Source organism: Enterobacter sp. RIT418, from assembly GCF_003057745.1.
Taxonomy (GTDB): Bacteria; Pseudomonadota; Gammaproteobacteria; order Enterobacterales; family Enterobacteriaceae; genus Enterobacter.
Genome location: NZ_QBJD02000029.1, coordinates 1 through 20232 on the forward strand (window position 1 = coordinate 1; position 20232 = coordinate 20232).

Annotated in this window: 17 protein-coding genes; 11 read left to right on the forward strand and 6 right to left on the reverse strand. The window is 59.9% G+C overall.

The window, feature by feature from the left end:
• Both DBY73_RS21590 and DBY73_RS21595 read right to left on the reverse strand, forming a co-directional pair.
• Window positions 1-649 (reverse strand): phage late control D family protein (locus DBY73_RS21590; protein WP_146745801.1); only part of this gene is annotated, 649 nt, incomplete at its 3' end.
• A gap of 104 nt (window positions 650-753) precedes the next feature.
• Entirely contained in the window at window positions 754-3033 is a 2280-nt protein-coding gene (locus DBY73_RS21595; protein WP_112013216.1) for an ATP-binding protein, read from the reverse strand.
• Between the two features lie 226 nt (window positions 3034-3259).
• Between DBY73_RS21595 and DBY73_RS21600 the strand changes: the two genes are divergently transcribed.
• The 4 genes from DBY73_RS21600 to lpxO all read left to right on the forward strand — a co-directional run bounded on the left by DBY73_RS21600 (window position 3260) and on the right by lpxO (window position 7868).
• Window positions 3260-4780, forward strand: coding sequence for a sugar ABC transporter ATP-binding protein (locus tag DBY73_RS21600; protein ID WP_112013217.1), 1521 nt, complete (start codon window positions 3260-3262; stop codon window positions 4778-4780).
• Entirely contained in the window at window positions 4777-5772 is a 996-nt protein-coding gene (locus DBY73_RS21605; RefSeq protein WP_112013218.1) for a ribose ABC transporter permease, read from the forward strand. Before DBY73_RS21600 ends, DBY73_RS21605 begins: the two co-directional genes overlap by 4 nt.
• Window positions 5773-5800: 28 nt before the next feature.
• Window positions 5801-6742, forward strand: a complete 942-nt coding sequence (locus tag DBY73_RS21610; protein ID WP_112013219.1) for an ABC transporter substrate-binding protein — start codon at window positions 5801-5803, stop codon at window positions 6740-6742.
• A gap of 217 nt (window positions 6743-6959) precedes the next feature.
• Window positions 6960-7868, forward strand: coding sequence for a lipid A hydroxylase LpxO (lpxO, locus tag DBY73_RS21615; RefSeq protein WP_112013220.1), 909 nt, complete (start codon window positions 6960-6962; stop codon window positions 7866-7868).
• A 5-nt stretch (window positions 7869-7873) separates the two neighbouring features.
• On the opposite strand, the gene DBY73_RS21620 is transcribed toward lpxO, so the two are convergent.
• The gene (locus DBY73_RS21620; protein ID WP_112013221.1) at window positions 7874-8605 is read right to left on the reverse strand and encodes a response regulator transcription factor; all 732 of its coding nucleotides are present in this window, start codon (window positions 8603-8605) and stop codon (window positions 7874-7876) included.
• A 256-nt stretch (window positions 8606-8861) separates the two neighbouring features.
• On the opposite strand from DBY73_RS21620, the gene fdhF reads away from it, so the two are divergent.
• From fdhF to DBY73_RS21635, 3 genes are all read left to right on the forward strand, one after another.
• On the forward strand, window positions 8862-11009 hold the full coding sequence (gene fdhF, locus DBY73_RS21625) for a formate dehydrogenase subunit alpha (RefSeq protein ID WP_112013222.1): 2148 nt from the start codon (window positions 8862-8864) through the stop codon (window positions 11007-11009).
• Window positions 11010-11331: 322 nt separating this feature from the next.
• Window positions 11332-11484, forward strand: coding sequence for a Hok/Gef family protein (locus DBY73_RS21630; RefSeq protein WP_112013223.1), 153 nt, complete (start codon window positions 11332-11334; stop codon window positions 11482-11484).
• A 121-nt stretch (window positions 11485-11605) separates the two neighbouring features.
• A complete protein-coding gene (locus DBY73_RS21635) occupies window positions 11606-12280 on the forward strand; it encodes a tetratricopeptide repeat protein (protein WP_112013224.1) in 675 nt (224 codons plus the stop codon).
• A gap of 90 nt (window positions 12281-12370) precedes the next feature.
• On the opposite strand, the gene gltP is transcribed toward DBY73_RS21635, so the two are convergent.
• A complete protein-coding gene (gene gltP, locus DBY73_RS21640; RefSeq protein WP_112013225.1) occupies window positions 12371-13684 on the reverse strand; it encodes a glutamate/aspartate:proton symporter GltP in 1314 nt (437 codons plus the stop codon).
• A gap of 422 nt (window positions 13685-14106) precedes the next feature.
• Between gltP and acs the strand changes: the two genes are divergently transcribed.
• The 3 genes from acs (at window position 14107) to actP (ending at window position 18160) form a co-directional block, all read left to right on the forward strand.
• A complete protein-coding gene (gene acs / locus DBY73_RS21645; protein WP_112013226.1) occupies window positions 14107-16065 on the forward strand; it encodes an acetate--CoA ligase in 1959 nt (652 codons plus the stop codon).
• 134 nt (window positions 16066-16199) lie between these two features.
• A complete protein-coding gene (locus DBY73_RS21650) occupies window positions 16200-16514 on the forward strand; it encodes a DUF485 domain-containing protein (protein ID WP_112013227.1) in 315 nt (104 codons plus the stop codon).
• Window positions 16511-18160 carry a cation/acetate symporter ActP gene (gene actP / locus DBY73_RS21655; protein ID WP_112013228.1) on the forward strand — a complete coding sequence of 550 codons (1650 nt, stop codon included), beginning with the start codon at window positions 16511-16513 and terminating at the stop codon, window positions 18158-18160. Before DBY73_RS21650 ends, actP begins: the two co-directional genes overlap by 4 nt.
• A 33-nt stretch (window positions 18161-18193) precedes the next feature.
• Here actP and DBY73_RS21660 read toward each other — a convergent pair whose 3' ends face one another.
• Window positions 18194-18883 (reverse strand): LrgB family protein, encoded by a 690-nt coding sequence (locus tag DBY73_RS21660; protein ID WP_112013229.1) that lies wholly within the window; start codon window positions 18881-18883, stop codon window positions 18194-18196.
• Window positions 18876-19286 carry a CidA/LrgA family protein gene (locus DBY73_RS21665; protein WP_112013230.1) on the reverse strand — a complete coding sequence of 137 codons (411 nt, stop codon included), beginning with the start codon at window positions 19284-19286 and terminating at the stop codon, window positions 18876-18878. Before DBY73_RS21665 ends, DBY73_RS21660 begins: the two co-directional genes overlap by 8 nt.
• Window positions 19287-19388: 102 nt before the next feature.
• On the opposite strand from DBY73_RS21665, the gene DBY73_RS21670 reads away from it, so the two are divergent.
• Window positions 19389-20232, forward strand: an 844-nt coding sequence (locus tag DBY73_RS21670) for a LysR family transcriptional regulator (protein ID WP_146745802.1), incomplete at its 3' end; no start/stop codon positions are given.

A 20232-nucleotide genomic window follows, 5' to 3' on the forward strand; every position in this document is an offset into this window, starting at 1 on the left:
CCCACACCGATTCTGCCGCGCCGTCGAACAGGCCCGACGGCTCGCGGTACGGCAGGCGCACGTCAAACCGGTAGTGAAGCTGGCTGTCGGCGAAGATGTACGTATCCAGACCGCGCTCGTCGTCCATCTCGGTGCGCCAGTAAATGCCCACCTCAGACAGAATGCGCTGGATGAACTCAAGGTCCGTTTCCCGCCACTGGGTGATAATTTCCCGCGCCGGATAGGTGCGCTCCAGCCGGAACGCAAAGTCCGGCCCCTCCAGCCCGTGGCCGCGCAGCACCTGCTCCACCACCTCCGGCACGGACTGGTTCTGAAAAACACGGCACTGCCGCGTGTGCTCCAGCAGCGCCAGGCGGGAGCGGAGCGTGAGCCGGTAGCGGGACTGGTCTGCGGTGGTGGAAAGCCATTCCAGGCGGGTCACCATGCCGTGGACAGTTTTGCCGCTGCGCATGCGGAACGACGCATATTTCATCAGCACGTCTTCCGGAACGAGGTTGCCCTGCGGCGTGGTGAACTCGATGTCCCACCTAAACGGCTCGCTCAGCGCCTCCCTGCCGCGAAAACGCAGGACTTCCGCGCTCACCGGGCTGTCAAAAATATCCAGAAAATAGCGGGTCTGCCCGTCAAATAGCGCCAGCCAGTTATCCATAACAAAGACCTGATTAAACCTGAGGTTAATCACGATGGTTGCATGGGGGCATATCTCTGTAAATAGCTGAAACAGGAGTTATATTCTGAAAAAAGGGAGGAATCTCAAATTACCCTCACCTTATGCAGCGCCTGCGCCAGCTGCGCGCGGGTGAACGGTTTACGCAGAAGCTCGACCTCCGGCAGCGGAGGATTATGCATCGGGCGGAGATCCTGGCCGCTGATCAGCAGCACCGCCATCTCGGGGTAATGGGTACGCACCTGATGAACCACCTCCGCGCCGCTAAGGCTGCCCGGGAGCATCAGGTCGCTGATAACTATGCTGATATCCGACGACGCGGCCAGCATGTTCAGCGCCTGCTCGCCGCTTTCCGCTTCGAGCGTCAGGTAGCCAAGCTGGTGGAGCTGCTCGCACAGCGTCTGACGAACGTCGGCTTCATCTTCCAGAACCAGCACCAGCTGCTCGCTGTCCGCGAGCGTAGCGGCGACAAGCGCCTCGTCGCGCGGGACGGTCAGCATCGCTGCGCGCGGCAGATGCAGCCGCACGGTCGTGCCCTGCCCCGGCGCGCTGTCGATCTCCACGCGCCCGCCGGACTGGCGCACAAAGCCGTACACCATCGACAGGCCTAGCCCGCTGCCGCTCCCGGTCTGCTTGGTGGTGAAGAACGGTTCGAAGACCTGGGATTTTACCTCCTGCGACATCCCGCAGCCGCGATCGATCACCTCCAGCGCCACCATGTCCTGCCTGCGCCCGTCGCTGCGGGTGACGCGCTGGTTCCAGGTGCGGATCTTAATGACGCCGCTTTGCCCTTCCATCGCGTCGCGGGCGTTCATTACCAGGTTGATGATCGCATTTTCCAGCTGGCTGACGTCAATCCACGCGGGCCACGCCGGGGACTGCGCCTCAATCTCCAGCGCGAGGGTCGCGGGCAGGGAGTGGCGCATCAGCTCGCTGAGGTTTTCCAGCAGCGGCTTCATCTCCACGGCGTGCGGGTTCAGGGACTGCTTGCGGGAAAACGCCAGCAGGCGCTGGGTGAGCGTGGCGCCGCGCTCGGCGGCCTTGCGCGCGCGGGTAATGCGCGGCGCGTCCGGCGACTGCGGATCGGTAAGCTCCAGGCTGCCGATAATCACCGCCAAAAGGTTGTTAAAATCATGCGCCAGCCCGCCGGTGAGCTGGCCAACGGCCTTCATCTTCTGGCTGTGGAGCAGCGCCTCTTCCAGCCCCTGGCGCTCAACGCGGTCAATCTCCATCTGGGTGGTTTTTTGCTTCAGCAGCCGCGTGGTGTGTTCCAGCGAGGCGGTATTGCGGGCGAAGACGTTAAACGCGCGCGCCAGCTCGCCCAGCTCGTCGCGCCGCTGCAGCGCGGGGACCGACACGTCCGGCTCCCCGTGGGCAAGGCGCGACATCGCCCGGGAAATGGCCGTCAGGTTGGTGCCGAGATTTCGGTAGATGTACCAGCAGGCGCAGCCGGTAATGATCAGCGCCAGCAGGGCAAATACGCTGATAAACACGCTGATGGAGCGCAGCTCCCGGTGGCTCTGGGCCATGCGAAGCCGGGAGGCCTGCGCCACCTGCTCAACGTACTGATTGATATCGCTGTTTAAAATCGCCACCAGCGCCTTGATGTGAAACATATACCAGCTGATCGCCAGCTCGCTCTCTTCCAGCCGGTTGGCCAGCGGCGCGAGCTTGCGCAGCTCGGTGATGAAATCAGGAAGCACCTCGCTCACCGCCGGCTGGAGGCTGCGCGGGGGCAGCGTGGCCGTGACGGCATCCAGCTGCTGAACCGTCGCGCGGGGGGACGGCGTGCCAATCGCGGCAAGGATCAGCCGGTCCATCTCCGCAAGCTGGCGTCCGTCCGGCACGTTGCTGCCGTCGCGGCGGTTAATATCCTGCAAATGGCGCAGCTCGCTTTGGCTCTGGTAAAGCGAGCTGAGCAGCGCGTTGCGCTCAAGATGGCGCCGCTGCCCGCGCTCCAGCATGCCCGTGACGCTCTGCTGTAATTCATTACTGCGGCGAATAATACGCGCCACCAGCGCTGGCTCCTGTCGCGCCAGCGGCGCGTCGGCAAGCTGCTCCAGCGAGCGGCGCAGCGCCGTCTGGGTCTCCTTCAGCCGCTCCGCTTCCCCCTTGTATTCCAGCGCACCGACCACCTGCGAAAGGCGCACCGCCGCCGTTGCCACATTCGACGTATCGCGCGCGAGGTTCATGCTGCCGTTCATGTCATCCAGCGTTTGCTGCTGTACCTGCTCCTGGATTTGACTGGCATGACGAAAGCCAAGCACCGCCACGCCGCTGACCATTAGCGTAACCGCAACAACCAGCAGATTGAACATCAGCAGGCGGCCGCGGGCGCTGGCGAAGAACGGGGGGCGTGATGGCATGGATTTGGGCTCCTGTGCGGTTTGGTGTCCCCTCACCCTGGCCCTCTCCCCAAAGGGGCGAGGGAATGATTTGCTCCCTCTCCCTTCCAGGGAGAGGGCTGGGGTGAGGGTAAAATGTGATCCACGCGATTTATTCATCACTATGACAAATATGAACGGCTTCTGACATTTTGCATTTACGCGCCTGTGATGAAGTGCAGATATCCACATTCACAGGAGATCCGCCATGAGCAGAACCCCGGTTTTAGAGATGTGCGGCATAGCCAAAACCTTTGGCCATTTTCACGCGCTCAAGGGCGTCGATTTGACGGTTTTCCCCGGTGAGATCCACGCGCTGATGGGGGAAAACGGCGCGGGCAAAAGCACGCTGATGAAAATCCTCGCGGGCGCCTATACCGCCACCGGCGGCGAGATCCGCATCGACGGCCAGCCGTTTAACATCAAAGGGCCGAAAGACGCGCTGGCGGCGGGCATTACCCTGATCTACCAGGAGATGCAGCTCGCGCCTAACCTGACCGTTGCGGAGAACATTTTTCTCGGCAGCGAGCTGTCGCGCGGCGGGCTGGTGCAGCGCAAAGAGATGGCCGCCCAGGCGCAGGCGGTGATCGACCGGCTGGGCGCACAGTTCAGCGCGACTGACCTGGTGATGAAGCTGACTATCGCCGAGCAGCAGCAGGTGGAAATAGCCCGCGCGCTGCACCGCAACAGCCGCATTCTGGTGATGGACGAACCCACCGCCGCCCTCTCCTCGCGCGAAACCCACCGCCTGTTTGAGCTGATCCTGCGCCTGCGCGACGAAGGTATGGCGATTATCTATATCAGCCACCGCATGGCGGAGGTGTACGAGCTTTCCGACCGCGTCAGCGTCCTGCGCGACGGGCAGTACGTCGGCAGCCTGACGCGCGACAGGCTCAACGCCTCCGAGCTGGTGAAGATGATGGTGGGCCGCCCGCTCAGCGACCTGTTCAACAAGGAGCGCGATATCCCGCTCGGCAGCCCGCGCCTCAACGTCCACCACCTCACCGACGGCAAAAAAGTGCAGCCGTGCAGCCTGCAGGTCCGCTCCGGCGAAATCGTCGGCCTGGCGGGGCTGGTCGGAGCCGGGCGCTCCGAGCTGGCGCAGCTGATTTTCGGCGTGCGCAAAGCCACCGGCGGAATGATTGAGGTCGACGGCGAGCCGGTGGTGATCCACTCCCCGCGCGCGGCGATTGAGAACGGCATCGGTTTTCTCACCGAGAACCGCAAGGAGCAGGGGCTGTTTCTCGAGCTGGCGGCGCAGGAGAACATCACCATGGCGACGCTGGAGCGCGACGCCACGTTCGGCATGCTCAACCGCAAAAAAGCGCAGTCGATTTCCGATGACGCCATCGCCCTGCTCAATATCCGCGTCCCGCATTCTCAGGTACGCGCGGGCGGGCTGTCCGGCGGCAATCAGCAAAAGCTGCTGATCTCCCGCTGGGTGGCGATCGGCCCGCGCATTCTGATTCTGGACGAACCCACGCGCGGCGTGGACGTCGGCGCGAAAAGCGAGATCTACCGCATCATGAACCAGATGGCGCGCAAAGGGGTGGCGATTTTGATGATCTCCAGCGAGCTGCCGGAAGTGGTGGGCATGAGCGACCGGGTCTACGTGATGCGCGAAGGCAGCATTGCGGGCGAGCTTCCTGGCCGCGACATCTCTCAGGAAAGCATCATGACGCTGGCAACCGGCGTTAACGACACTCATCACCAGGCGGTGCAACCATGACGCAAACAACCAACCCGCAGCAGGTGGCGAAATCCGCCTCCGCCAAAAAAATGCTGATGAGCGATCTGATGCAAACGGTCGGCATCTTGCCAATTCTGATCCTGATCGTGGCGGTATTTGGCTTTATTGCCCCTAACTTCTTCACCGAGAGCAACCTGCTCAACATCACCCGCCAGGCGTCGATCAACATCGTGCTGGCAGCGGGGATGACCTTCATCATCCTGACCGGGGGGATTGACCTCTCCGTCGGCTCGATTCTGGGCACCACGGCGGTTGCGGCGATGGTGGTGTCGCTCATTCCTGAGTTCGCCATGCTCTCCATTCCCGCCGCGCTGATGCTCGGCATGGTGCTGGGGCTGTTCAACGGTGCGCTGGTGGCCTTTGCCGGGCTGCCGCCGTTTATCGTCACGCTCGGCACGTATACGGCGCTGCGCGGCGCGGCCTACCTGCTGGCGGACGGCACCACGGTGATCAACTCCAATATCAGCTTCGAGTGGATCGGCAATAACTATCTCGGCCCCGTACCGTGGCTGGTGGTCATCGCGCTGGCGGTGATTGCCCTCTGCTGGTTCATCCTGCGCCGCACCACGCTCGGCGTTCACATCTACGCGGTCGGCGGCAATATGCAGGCGGCGCGTCTGACGGGCATTAAGGTCTGGCTGGTGCTGCTGTTCGTCTACGGCATGAGCGGCCTGCTCTCCGGCCTGGGCGGCGTGATGAGCGCCTCGCGCCTTTACAGCGCCAACGGCAACCTCGGTACGGGCTACGAGCTGGACGCCATTGCCGCGGTGATCCTCGGCGGCACCAGCTTCGTCGGCGGGATCGGCACGATCACCGGCACGCTGGTGGGCGCGCTGATCATCGCCACGCTCAACAACGGCATGACGCTGATGGGCGTCTCCTACTTCTGGCAGCTGGTGATCAAAGGGGCGGTGATCATCATAGCGGTGCTGATCGACAAATACCGTACCCGACACCATCAAAGTGCATAACAACAATACCCTACGTGAGGAAGACAAGATGCGTTTAAAACCGTTAGTGACCGCGCTCTGTGCTGGCGCACTGCTCGCCGCGACGCCGTTCGCGCAGGCGAAAGACCTGAAGTCCATCGGCGTCACGGTGGGCGATTTAGCCAACCCGTTCTTCGTGCAGATCACCAAAGGCGCGGAGCTGGAAGCGCGCAAGCTGGCGGGGGACAACGTTAAGGTGACGCTGGTTTCCAGCGGTTACGATCTGGGCCAGCAGGTTTCGCAGATCGACAACTTTATCGCCGCGAAGGTGGATATGATCATCCTGAACGCTGCGGATTCGAAGGGGATCGGCCCGGCGGTGAAGCGTGCGAAAGAGGCCGGGATCGTGGTCGTCGCGGTCGACGTCGCGGCGGAAGGCGCGGACGCCACCATCACCTCCGATAACACCCAGGCGGGCGAAATGGCCTGTAAATACATCACCGACCGCCTGAAGGGCAAAGGCAGCGTGGTGATCATCAACGGACCGCCGGTCTCGGCGGTGCAAAACCGCGTGGAAGGCTGCCAGACCGAGTTTAAGCGCCACCCGGACATTAAGGTGCTCTCGGATAACCAGAACGCCAAGGGCAGCCGCGAAGGCGGGCTGGAGGTGATGACCTCCCTGCTGGCCGCCAATCCGAAGATCGACGGCGTGTTCGCAATCAACGATCCGACGGCGATCGGTGCCGATCTGGCGGCGAAGCAGGCGCAGCGCAGCGAGTTCTTTATCGTCGGCGTGGACGGCTCGCCCGACGGCGAAGAGGCGCTGAAGCGCGAAAACTCCCTGTTCGTGGCAACCCCGGCCCAGGACCCGCAGGTGATGGCGGCGAAAGCGGTGGAGATCGGATATGACATTCTTCAGGGCAAGCCCGCGCCGAAAGAGCCGGTGCTGATCCCAGTGACGATGATCGATAAAAAGAACGTCGGCAGCTATAAGGGGTGGACGGTGAAGTAAAGACCGTGCGCGATTTTCATTCCCTCTCCCCTTTGGGGAGAGGGCCAGGATGAGGGGAATAAACCCCATAAAATTAACAATAATTGCGATTTTTCATTACAGTTCTATTAATTTTAAATCCCCGAACTACACTCTCTTCGTCTGGCATTTTCGGTACGGGCGGCGCGGTATGCGCTCGCTTTCCGGAATGAGAAAATCACTACAGGACAAGGGAAAAATGTTCGCAGCCATTATCATCGGTATTTTCATTATTAGCGTTATCTATGCGCATTCGCGCGGCAGAGAAAAACAAACGCTCTCGCGGCAGCTTTTCGATCACTCCACGTTCATGGCGCCGATCAATATGTTCATGACCGCGTTTTCAACGCTTCCCGCAAAGCAGCCCTTCTTTGAGACGGAAAGCTTCCCGGAGCTGAAAAAGCTCACCGACAGCTGGCCGGTTATTCGCGAAGAAGCCCTGCGCCTGCAGGATCATATTAAGGCAGCACAGAATAATAACGACGCCGGTTTCAATACGTTTTTTAAGCGCGGGTGGAAGCGTTTTTATCTGAAGTGGTATGCCGACGCGCACCCGTCGGCACAGGCCCTGTGCCCCGTCACGACGAAGCTGGTCAGCGAGATCCCCTCGGTGAAGGCCGCCATGTTTGCCGAGCTGCCGGCGGGTGCCTATCTGGGCAAGCATCGCGATCCCTACGCCGGCTCGGTGCGCTACCATCTGGGCCTGTTTACGCCCAACGACGACCGCTGTTTTATTGAGGTAGACCAGCAGCGGCACAGCTGGCGCGACGGAGAGGCCGTCATTTTTGATGAGACCTACGTACACTGGGCGGAAAATAAAACGGATCGGACGCGCATCATCCTGTTCTGCGATATTGAGCGGCCGATGAAATGGCGCTGGGCGCAGGCGGTTAACCACTGGGTGGGCACGACGCTGATGTCGGCGGCCAGCTCGCCCAATGATGACGGCGATCGTACCGGCGGCATAAATCGCCTATTCAAGTACGTTCACGCGGGGCGCGAGCGCGGGCAGCGCCTGAAGAAGAAAAACCGGCGCCTCTACTACGCGCTGAAATACCTGGTCATCATTGCGATTTTCGCGGCAATTATCGTTCCAGCCGTGGTGTGATCGCCCTACGCCGCCCGCTCGGGAAGGTTAACGTCGGCGGCAAAAACGTACCCCAGCCCGCGAATGGTTTTAATCAGCGCGGGCTGGTGCGGGTTGACCTCAATTTTACGCCGCAGGCGCATAATCAACACGTCGATGGTGCGGTCAAAGACGTCGGCGCTTTCGCTGTGGGTCAGCTCGAGAAGCTGCTCGCGGCTCAGCACCCGACGGGCATTTTGCGCCAGCGCCAGCAACAGGCCGTACTCGCCCTGGGTTAACGGCACGGCGTTGCGCTGCGGATCGCTCAGCTCGCAGCGGGCGGTATCGAGCGTCCAGCCGCTGAAGGTCACGCCCGCCGCGCGAGGGGCCGGGGCTTCGGCAGCCAGCGCGCCGGTACGCCGCAGCACGGCTTTGACCCGCGCCACCACTACGCGGGGGTTGAACGGCTTACCGATGTAATCGTCCGCCCCCATCTCCAGCCCGACCACCACGTCCGACTCGCTTCCCAGGCCCGTCAGCATCACCACCGGCAGCGCCGGGCGCCGCTTTTGCAGCTGCAGTAGCACCTGTAGTCCGTTGATATCCGGCAGCATCATATCCAGCAGCACCAGGGCGATGTCCGGCTCCTGCTGGATCCGGTCAAGGGCATCCTGGCCGTTATGGCAGACCAGCACCGTAAAGACGTGCTCGTTAAGCACGTCTTTTAACAGCTCGCACACTGCCGTATCGTCATCAACCACCAGAATCGCCGGTTTCATCTTCTGCTTCCGTCAGGGGATTATGTTAAGTCTGAACCATTCTGCCGCTGGCTCCAGCCAATGTGTTTTTTCAGTGACGGAATTTCAACCCGCGTCACATCCGCTCCCCCTTCGACACGTCAATTTTGACGATTGCCTGCTTTTCGTCAGCGTTTTTTTCCGCAGGGGGCCGTAAAGTCAGTCAATACCCACATTAAAAACATGGCATAGAAGCTGCATAGTGGCTGCGTAAGAATTGACTAACGGGAGCAGACTGATGAAAAAAGTCGTCACGGTATGCCCGTATTGTGCCTCAGGTTGCAAGATCCACCTGGTGGTCGATAACGGCAAAATCATCCGGGCGGAAGCGGCACAGGGGAAAACCAACCAGGGAACCCTGTGCCTGAAAGGCTATTACGGCTGGGATTTTATTAACGATACGCAAATCCTCACCCCGCGCCTGAAAACCCCCATGATCCGCCGCGAGCGCGGTGGCAGGCTGGAAGCCGTCTCCTGGAGCGAGGCGCTGGACTACGTCGCCGCGCGCCTTAGCGCCATCAAGGCCAAGTATGGCCCGGATGCGATCCAAACCACCGGCTCCTCGCGCGGGACGGGAAATGAAACCAACTATGTGATGCAAAAATTCGCGCGCGCCGTTATTGGCACCAATAACGTCGACTGCTGCGCACGCGTCTGACACGGCCCCTCGGTTGCAGGTCTGCACCAGTCGGTCGGTAACGGCGCAATGAGTAATGCGATCAACGAGATAGATAACACCGATCTCGTCTTTATCTTCGGCTATAACCCGGCGGATTCTCACCCTATCGTCGCGAACCACGTTATCCGCGCTAAGCAGAACGGGGCGAAAATCATCGTCTGCGATCCGCGCAAAATTGAAACCGCGCGCATTGCGGATATGCACATTGCGCTGAAAAACGGCTCGAACATCGCGCTGTTGAACGCAATGGGACACGTCATCATTGAGGAGAATCTGTACGACCAGGCGTTTGTTGCCAGCCGCACGGAAGGTTTTGAAGAGTATCGGAAAATTGTCGAAGGCTACACGCCGGAGTCGGTCGAAGCGATAACCGGCGTCAGCGCGCAGGAGATCCGCCAGGCCGCACGGATGTACGCGGAGGCCAAAACCGCCGCCATTCTGTGGGGCATGGGCGTGACCCAGTTCTATCAGGGCGTGGAAACCGTGCGCTCCCTGACCAGCCTCGCCATGCTGACCGGCAACCTCGGGAAGCCGCACGTCGGCGTCAACCCGGTGCGCGGCCAGAACAACGTGCAGGGCGCGTGCGACATGGGCGCGCTGCCGGATACCTATCCGGGCTATCAGTACGTCAAGTTCCCGGAAAACCGCGCTAAGTTCGCGAAGGCCTGGGGCGTGGAGAGTTTGCCGGAGCACACGGGCTACCGCATCAGCGAGCTGCCGCACCGCGCGGCGCACGGCGAGGTGCGCGCGGCCTACATCATGGGTGAAGATCCGCTCCAGACCGACGCCGAGCTTTCTGCGGTGCGCAAAGGGTTTGAGGATCTGGAGCTGGTGATTGTCCAGGATATCTTTATGACCAAAACCGCGGCGGCGGCGGACGTGATTTTACCGTCGACGTCATGGGGCGAGCATGAAGGCGTCTACACGGCGGCGGACCGCGGCTTCCAGCGCTTCTTCAAAGCGGTCGAGCCGAAGTGGGACCTGAAAACGGACTGGCAGATCATCAGCGAAATCGCCACCCGCATGGGCTACCCGATGCACTACAACAACACCCAGGAGATCTGGGACGAGCTGCGGCATCTGTGTCCGGATTTCTACGGCGCAACCTATGAAAAAATGGGCGAGCTGGGGTACATCCAGTGGCCGTGCCGCGAAGAGTCCGACGCCGATCAGGGCACGTCGTATCTCTTTAAAGAGAAGTTCGACACCCCGAACGGGCTGGCGCAGTTCTTCACCTGCGACTGGGTCGCGCCGATCGATAAGCTCACCGACGAGTTTCCGATGGTGCTCTCCACCGTGCGTGAGGTGGGCCACTACTCCTGCCGCTCCATGACGGGCAACTGCGCCGCCCTGGCCGCGCTGGCGGATGAGCCCGGCTACGCGCAAATCAACACCGCCGACGCGGAGCGGCTTGGCATCCAGGATGAGGCGCTGATATGGGTGAACTCGCGTAAGGGCAGGATCATTACGCGCGCCCAGGTAAGCGACAGGCCAAACAAAGGGGCGGTCTATATGACCTACCAGTGGTGGATTGGCGCCTGTAACGAGCTGGTGACCGAGAACCTCAGCCCGATAACCAAAACGCCGGAGTATAAGTACTGCGCCGTACGCGTCGAGCCGATTGCCGACCAGCGCGCCGCGGAACAGTATGTGATCGACGAATATACCAGGCTGAAGGCCCGGCTGCGCGAAAGCGCAATGGAATGAGGCCGTGAGTTAAACGCTGAATAAAGGGGATGAACTATTCATCCCCTTTTTATTTATGAATTAATCATTCCCGGATTTTATATTTATTCTGGAAAGCGTCTCGCAGGAAAAATGTAATTAGCGCGGAAAAGAATTACATCTTTGCTTTTACGTTCAGGAGAATAAGATGTGCGGCGGGTGCTTAAGACTTTCTGTCTTGAGCATTGTTGAGGGACAGAAAGTGGAAAGCCCCGGGAAATTTTCATTTACCCGAGGCTACCCCCTCAACAACCAACAAGTTGAGGGTAGCCTCTTATTCTTTTTTTGACAAGGAGTAAAAGGCATGACGCCATTAAAAGCGGTGTCAGGCATCGTTTCAATTATATGTCTGACCATCGTGATATTCGCCTTTATTAATCGCGGGAAGTTATGCGAGCTCACAATAAAAAGCGAGCATCAGGAGGTGGTGGCGAAATTAGCCTGTATTTCGGGCTAACCTCATCGGGCGGAACGGAAGTTCCGCCCGGCTTGTAGGATGCTGAGGTCTTAATGCACCCGTTTTTTTCTTCTGCGACCGCGATTATACTGCGCGGCACGTACCCTAATGATAAGAATCTATGAGACACATTTTACTGTTGTTGTTCGTTTTCACCTCGCTGGCGCGCGCCAACGCGATTGGCAGCCAGTATCAGGAACAGGCCGACGCGGGCGACGCGCGCGCGCAGTACTATCTGGCCGACACGTATTTTAGCTCCGGCGACAGCCAGAAGGCCGCGCAGTGGGCGGAGAAAGCGGCCAGGGGCGGCGACGTCGACGCAATGGCCCTGCTGTCGCAAATCCATTTTACGCAGGGTGATTACGTGCAGGCGAAAGCGCTTGCCCAGCAGGCGAACATTGCGGGCAGCAAGCGCGGTGCAATCATGCTGGCGCGGGTGCTGGTTAATACTCAGGCGGGCAATACCGACTATCCAAAGGCCATTGCGCTGCTGCAAACCGCCACGGAGGATCTCGACAGCGACTCGGCGGTCGATGCGCAATCCCTGCTGGGGCTGATCTATGCCAACGGCGTTGGCGTGGCCCGGGACGATGCAAAAGCCGCCGCGTGGTTTAAGCGCAGCTCGTCGCTGTCGCGCACCGGTTACGCGGAATATTGGGCGGGCATGCTGTTCCAGCAGGGTGAGAAAGGCTTTATCACGCCGAATAAACAGAAGGCGCTGTACTGGTTGAACCTGAGCTGTACCGAAGGGTTTGATACGGGGTGTGAAGAGTTTGATGCGTTGAGCGGGGAGTAAACCCCCCCCTCACCCTCACCCTCTCCCCAAAAGGGGAGAGGGAATAGTCGGGTAGGTCCGGTAAGCGCAGCGCCACCGGCCTTTTTTTTACTACTGGTCGGCAGTCTTATCAAAACGACCCAGCACCTCGCGCTCGTATGCCAGCGCTTTCTTGCGGTCGAACTTGTGCTCCCACTTGGCAATCACCAGCACCGCCAGCGCGTTACCCACCACGTTCAGCGCGGTACGCGCCATGTCGAGGATACGGTCTACGCCCGCAATAAATGCCAGCCCTTCCAGCGGAATGCCCACGCTGCCCAGCGTCGCCAGCAGCACCACGAACGACACGCCCGGCACGCCCGCGATCCCTTTCGAGGTCACCATCAGCGTCAGCACCAGCACGATTTCCTGCCACAGGGACAGATCGATGCCGTAAAGCTGGGCGATAAAGATTGCCGCAATACTCTGGTACAGCGTTGAGCCGTCCAGGTTAAAGGAGTAGCCGGTCGGCACCACGAAGCTGGTAATTGACGCAGGCGCACCGTAGGCCTCCATCTTCTCGATAATACGCGGCAGCACGCTCTCGGAGCTTGCCGTCGAGTACGCCAGAATCAGCTCATCCTTCAGGATGCGGATCAGGATCCAGATGCTCAGCCCGCACAGGCGCGCCACGATGCCGAGCACCACCAGCGCAAAGAACAGGATCGCGAAATGAACCAGGATAACCAGCTTCGCCAGCGGCCACAGGGAGGCAAAGCCGAAGTTCGCCACCGTCACCGCGATCAGCGCAAATACACCGACCGGCGCGTAGCGCATCACCATGTGGGTCACTTTGAACATGGTTTCAGAGATAGAGCGGAACACGGTCACCAGCGGCTCGCGGTGGGTCGCCGGGAGGGATGAGAGGCCCAGGCCAAACAGCACCGAGAAGAAGATGATTGGCAGCATCTCGCCCTTCGCCATGGACGCGACGATATTGGTCGGCACCAGCGAGAGAATCGTCCCCATCAGCCCGTGCGCATGGCTCTGCACGTCAGCGGTTGTGCTTTGGTATTTCGAAATATCCACCGTGGCCAGCTGCGACATATCAATTCCGGAACCGGGCTGAAACACGTTCGCCAGCGTGATGCCGAGGATAATTGCCACCGTAGTGATCACTTCGAAATAGATAATGGTCTTCGCGCCGATACGCCCGAGCTGCTTCGCATCCCCCACGCCGGCAATACCTACCACCAGCGTAGAGATCACGATCGGGACAACAATCATCTTAATAAGATGAATAAAAATATCGCCTGCCGGGGAAAGCAGATTGGCGATCAGCCATTCGCGGCTGTCGCTGTGATAGTGGAGGTAACTGCCCAGTAAGATGCCCAGCACAAGGGCCAGCAGGATTTGCCAGGCCAGGCTGATTTTTACATTTTTCATAAAAACTGACTTCCTCAATGAAATCTCCGCACCACCGAACTGCATGAATAGGGAGACATACTGAAAGGGTATGTATTGTGTTGCGTTGGTTTATGGGATTTTTTAACGCGGCGTATGAGTATCATCTGCACGGCATGCTGCGCAAGCCTTAAAGAACGAGGCATTTCACTGCAAAAAGGGGCTATGACACGAATTTGTAATAATTCGCATAAATAACCATTTGTTATAAAAACGCTTTTTTCCCGAGAAATGTGAATAATCCTCAGAGTAAATTATTTCCCTTCAAAGTTTCATTCGCTCGTTTTTCAACCGATTCAAACAATGCGTGATCTGTCGCCCAAATACTAAACAAAGCTTGTAAAGACCCTACTCTTAACGTTTTTGCGACATATTATTAACATCTTACAAGGAGAAAAAAAGCCATGAGCCAAATCCATAAACACGACATTCCCGTAAACATTGCGGACCGTTGCCTGATAAACCCGGAGCAGTACCACGAGAAGTATCAGCAATCCCTTTCCAGCCCGGACGCCTTCTGGGGCGAGCAGGGCCACATCCTTGACTGGATCAAACCGTATCAGAAGGTGAAAAACACCTCCTTTGCGCCGGGCAACGTCTCCATTAAATGGTATGAAGACGGCACGCTGAACCTGGCCGCAAACTGCCTGGACCGCCACCTTGCCGAGCGCGGTAATGAAACGGCCATTATCTGGGAAGGCGACGACGCCTCTCAAAGCAAGCACATCACCTATAAAGCGCTGCACCGCGACGTGTGCCGCTTCGCCAACGTCCTGCTGGAAAGAGGCATTAAAAAGGGCGACGTCGTCGCTATCTATATGCCGATGGTGCCGGAAGCCGCCGTGGCGATGCTGGCCTGCGCGCGCATCGGTGCCATTCACTCGGTGATCTTTGGCGGCTTCTCGCCGGAAGCGGTTGCCGGGCGAATCGTCGACTCCAGCTCGAAGCTGGTGATCACGGCCGACGAGGGCCTGCGCGCCGGGCGCGGCATTCCGCTGAAGAAAAACGTCGACGAGGCGCTGAAAAACCCGAACGTCAACACGGTCAGCAACGTCATCGTCCTCAAGCGTACCGGGGGCAACATTGACTGGCACGAGGGGCGCGACCTCTGGTGGAGCGATCTGATTGAAAAAGCGAGCGACCAGCACCAGCCGGAAGAGATGAACGCGGAAGATCCGCTGTTTATCCTTTATACCTCCGGCTCAACCGGCAAGCCCAAGGGCGTGCTGCATACCACGGGCGGCTATCTGGTCTATGCGGCGACCACGTTCAAATACGTATTCGACTACCATCCGGGCGACATTTACTGGTGCACCGCCGACGTCGGCTGGGTCACCGGCCACAGCTACCTGCTGTACGGCCCGCTGGCCTGCGGCGCCACCACGCTGATGTTTGAGGGCGTACCGAACTGGCCGACCCCGGCGCGCATGTGCCAGGTGGTCGATAAGCACCAGGTTAATATTCTCTACACCGCGCCAACCGCGATCCGCGCGCTGATGGCGGAAGGCGACAAGGCCATCGAAGGTACCGACCGCTCGTCCCTGCGCATCCTCGGGTCCGTGGGCGAGCCAATCAACCCGGAAGCGTGGGAGTGGTACTGGAAGAAGATCGGCAACGAAAAATGCCCGGTCATGGACACCTGGTGGCAGACCGAAACCGGCGGCTTCATGATCACCCCGATGCCGGGCGCGACGGAGCTGAAAGCGGGTTCGGCAACGCGTCCGTTCTTCGGCGTGCAGCCCGCGCTGGTGGATAACGAGGGTAATCCACAGGAAGGCGCGACCGAAGGTAACCTGGTGATCGTTGATTCCTGGCCAGGACAGGCGCGCACCCTGTTTGGCGATCACGAGCGCTTCGAGCAGACCTACTTCTCGACCTTTAAGAACATGTACTTCAGCGGCGACGGCGCGCGCCGCGATGAGGACGGCTACTACTGGATCACCGGGCGCGTGGACGACGTGCTGAACGTCTCCGGCCACCGCCTGGGCACCGCGGAGATTGAGTCCGCGCTGGTGTCCCATCCGAAGATTGCCGAAGCCGCGGTGGTGGGCATTCCGCACAATATTAAAGGCCAGGCGATTTACGCCTACGTCACGCTGAACCACGGCGAAGAGCCGTCGCCGGAGCTGTACGCGGACGTGCGCAACTGGGTGCGTAAAGAGATTGGCCCGCTCGCCACGCCGGACGTACTGCACTGGACCGACTCGCTGCCGAAAACCCGCTCCGGCAAAATTATGCGCCGCATTCTGCGCAAAATCGCGGCGGGCGATACCAGCAACCTCGGCGATACCTCAACGCTCGCCGATCCTGGCGTGGTGGACAAACTGCTCGAAGAGAAGCAGGCCATCGCAATGCCTTCGTAATTTTTTCTCCCTCTCCCCGTGGGAGAGGGCCGGGGTGAGGGCATCAGACCGCTCCTTCCTTCACCCTCACCCTAACCCTCTCCCTCAGGGAGAGGGAACAAAAACAAACCAACCTTACCTTTGGAGACTCTGTGATGAATAACGATATTTGTCAGCAGATAGAGAACAGTGCGCACTACAGGGAGCTCGTCGAAAAACGGCAACGGTTTGCCTTCTTACTTTCCATCATCATGCTGGTTATCTACGTCGGCTTTATTCTGCTGATCGCCTTTGCCCCGCACTGGCTCGGCACGCCGCTGCACGCGGGAACTAGCGTCACGCGCGGCATCCCGATTGGGATCGGCGTGATTGTGATTTCGTTTGTACTGACCGGCGTCTACGTCTGGCGCGCTAACGGCGAATTCGATCGTCTTAATAAAGAAGTCCTGCGCGAGGTAAAAGCATCATGAAGCGAGTTCTGACGGCGCTTGCCGCCACACTGCCCTTTGCAGCGAACGCTGCGGATGCCATTACCGGCGAGGTTCAGCGCCAGCCCACCAACTGGCAGGCGATCATTATGTTCCTGATTTTCGTCCTGCTGACGCTGTACATCACCTACTGGGCCTCAAAGCGCGTGCGCTCGCGCAACGATTACTACACCGCGGGCGGCAACATCACCGGCTTCCAGAACGGGCTGGCGATTGCGGGAGATTTTATGTCCGCGGCGTCGTTCCTCGGGATCTCCGCGCTGGTTTATACCTCCGGCTACGACGGCCTGATCTACTCCCTCGGCTTCCTCGTCGGCTGGCCGATTATCCTGTTCCTCATTGCCGAACGCCTGCGCAACCTCGGGCGCTATACCTTCGCGGACGTCGCCTCCTACCGCCTGAAGCAGGGGCCCATTCGTACCCTCTCCGCCTGCGGCTCGCTGGTGGTGGTGGCGCTGTACCTGATTGCGCAGATGGTTGGCGCGGGCAAGCTCATCGAGCTGCTGTTCGGCCTGAACTACCACGTTGCGGTGGTGCTGGTCGGCGTGCTGATGGTGATGTACGTGCTGTTCGGCGGCATGCTGGCCACTACGTGGGTGCAGATCATCAAAGCGGTCCTGCTGCTGTTCGGCGCCAGCTTTATGGCCTTTATGGTCATGAAGCACGTCGGCTTTAGCTTCAATAACCTGTTCACCGAAGCGATGGCGGTACACCCGAAAGGGGAAGCGATCATGAGCCCGGGCGGGCTGGTGAAAGACCCAATATCCGCGCTCTCGCTCGGCCTGGGGCTAATGTTTGGTACGGCGGGCCTGCCGCACATCCTGATGCGTTTCTTCACCGTGAGCGACGCGCGCGAAGCGCGCAAGAGCGTCTTCTACGCCACCGGCTTTATGGGTTATTTCTATATCCTGACCTTTATCATCGGCTTCGGCGCGATCATGCTGGTGGGGGCGAACCCGGCGTTTAAAGACGCGGCGGGCGCGCTGATTGGCGGTAACAACATGGCGGCGGTGCATCTGGCCGACGCGGTGGGCGGCAACCTGTTCCTCGGCTTTATCTCCGCCGTGGCCTTCGCCACCATTCTCGCGGTGGTTGCGGGTTTAACGCTGGCCGGGGCGTCGGCGGTTTCGCATGACCTCTACGCCAACGTCTTCCGCAAAGGCGCGAGCGAGCGCGACGAGCTGAAGGTGTCTAAAATCACCGTGCTGGTGCTGGGCGTGGTAGCGATCCTGCTGGGCATTCTGTTCGAGAAGCAGAACATCGCCTTTATGGTGGGGCTGGCCTTCTCGATTGCGGCAAGCTGCAACTTCCCGATCATCCTGCTTTCCATGTACTGGTCGAAGCTGACCACGCGCGGCGCGATGATTGGCGGCTGGCTGGGCCTGCTGACGGCGGTGATTTTGATGATCCTCGGCCCGACGATTTGGGTGCAGATCCTCGGCCACGAAAGCGCCATCTTCCCGTATGAATACCCGGCGCTGTTCTCCATTGCCGTGGCGTTCATCGGCATCTGGTTCTTCTCGGCCACCGACAACTCGCCGGAGGGCAACCTGGAGCGCGAGAAATTCCGCGCCCAGTTTATCCGCTCGCAAACCGGCCTGGGTGTAGAACAGGGCCGCGCGCACTAACCGACTCTCTCCCCGGTCGTCCGGCCGGGGAGCTTAAAACATCACCCACGCCACCAGCGGCGCAACCAGCACCATCACCACGCCCGAAAGCATCATCACCAGGCTGGCGACCACGCCCTCCTGCTGGCCGATCTCGTACGAGCGCGCCGTGCCCGCCCCGTGCGACGCCGCGCCAAATCCCGCCCCTTTCGCCATTCCTTCCCGAATGGAGAGCCGCAGAAACAGCACGTCGCCCACCGCCATGCCAAACACCCCCGTCACCACCACAAACAGCGCCACCAGATCCGGCTGGCCGCCGAGCGGTTTTGCCGCCGCGAGGGCAAAGGGCGTCGTGACCGAGCGCACCGCCAGGCTGCGCTGGATTTCATCCGAGAGGGTAAACAGCCGCGCCAGCCAGACCGAGCTGCACACCGCCACCACCGTGGCGGTAATGACGCCCGCGCTGAGCGACAGCCAGTGGCGCCGGATGATCGCCAGGTTGTCGTAGACCGGCACCGCAAACGCGATGGTCGCCGGGCCGAGCAGCCACAGCAGCCAGTGGGATTCCCCAATGTAGTTTTGCCAGGAGATATGCCCTAAGACCAGCATCAGCACCAGCAGGATGGGCGTGAACACCAGCGGCATCAGCGGCAGGGCGTGAAAACGTCGATACAGCCGCTTGTTGGCAAAGTAGATGGCCAGCGTGGCGATCAAGCACAGGATGCTAATCTGGAAGTTAGTCATGCTTCTGCCTGCTGATTTCAAACCGGTACACTTTATCCACCACCCATGCGGTGGTGCCAAGCACCATCAGCGTGCTCAGGGCGATCACCGCGAAGATGCGCCAGCCGTCGACCATTAGCAATTGGGCGTAATTCACCACCGCCACCACGGCGGGCACGAAAAACAGCAGCATCTCCGCCAGCAGCCAGCGCGCGCCCGCGCGCACCCAGCTCAGGGGAACGATGCGGCAAAGGATGAGCGTGAGCATCAGCACCATCCCCACCAGGTTGGCGGGAAGCGGCAGGTGCAGCCAGCTAACGAGATATTCAGCAAAGACAAACAGCCCTGCGTAGAGCAGAACCTGAACCGGGACCTGGAGTCGTTGCACAACGGCAGGCGTAACGCGACCTAACGCCACGGCCATGGGTGATTTCCTCAAAAATGAGACGGAGCGCCAGTATAGAGAGCGCACGTCGGTGAAAGAAATGAATTAAAATCATCGAAGGTATAGTTCCGAGGAATAATCATGGACATAAGAACGCTGCGCTATTTTGTCGAGGTGGTTCGCCAGCAAAGTTTTACCCGCGCAGCGGAGAAGTTGTTTGTTACCCAGCCCACCATCAGCAAGATGCTAAAAAACCTCGAGGATGAACTGAACTGCACCCTGTTAATCCGCGACGGGCGCAAGCTGCTGCTGACCGATACCGGGCGCGTGGTGTTTGAGCGCGGCCTGGCGATTCTGGCGGAGTTTCGCCAGCTCGAGGCGGAGCTGGGCGACATCAACCACCTCAACAAGGGCCTGCTGCGGCTCGGCATTCCGCCGATGGTCGGCATGATGATGGCCGGGCCCATCAGCCTGTTTCGCCAGCGCTACCCCGGCGTCGAGCTGAAGATTTCCGAATTTGGCGGCCTGACCGTGCAGCAGGCGGTGATCAACGGCGAGCTGGACGTGGCGATGACCGCCCTGCCCGTCGAAGAGGAGAGCGGCCTGGCGACGCTATCGCTGTTCAGCCATCCGCTGTGCGTGCTGGTGCCCCGCTCCGGCGACTGGATGCACATCGATTCGGTAAAGCCAGAGGTGCTCGCCGAGCATCCCCTGCTGATCTACAACGAAGATTTTGCCCTCAGCCGCCAGCTGATGGCGCTGTTCAGCCAGCACAACGTGAAGCCGCGGATTGCGGTGCGCAGCGGCCAGTGGGATTTCCTGGCGGCCATGGTGGAGGCGGGGGTGGGCATTGCGATCCTGCCGCAGCCCATCTGCGAGCGGCTGGATAAAAACACGCTGCGCTGGGTTCCGCTGGAGAGCGATTTGCGCTGGCAGCTCGGCATGATTTGGCGCGAAGGGGTTTATTTATCGCATAGCGCGCAGG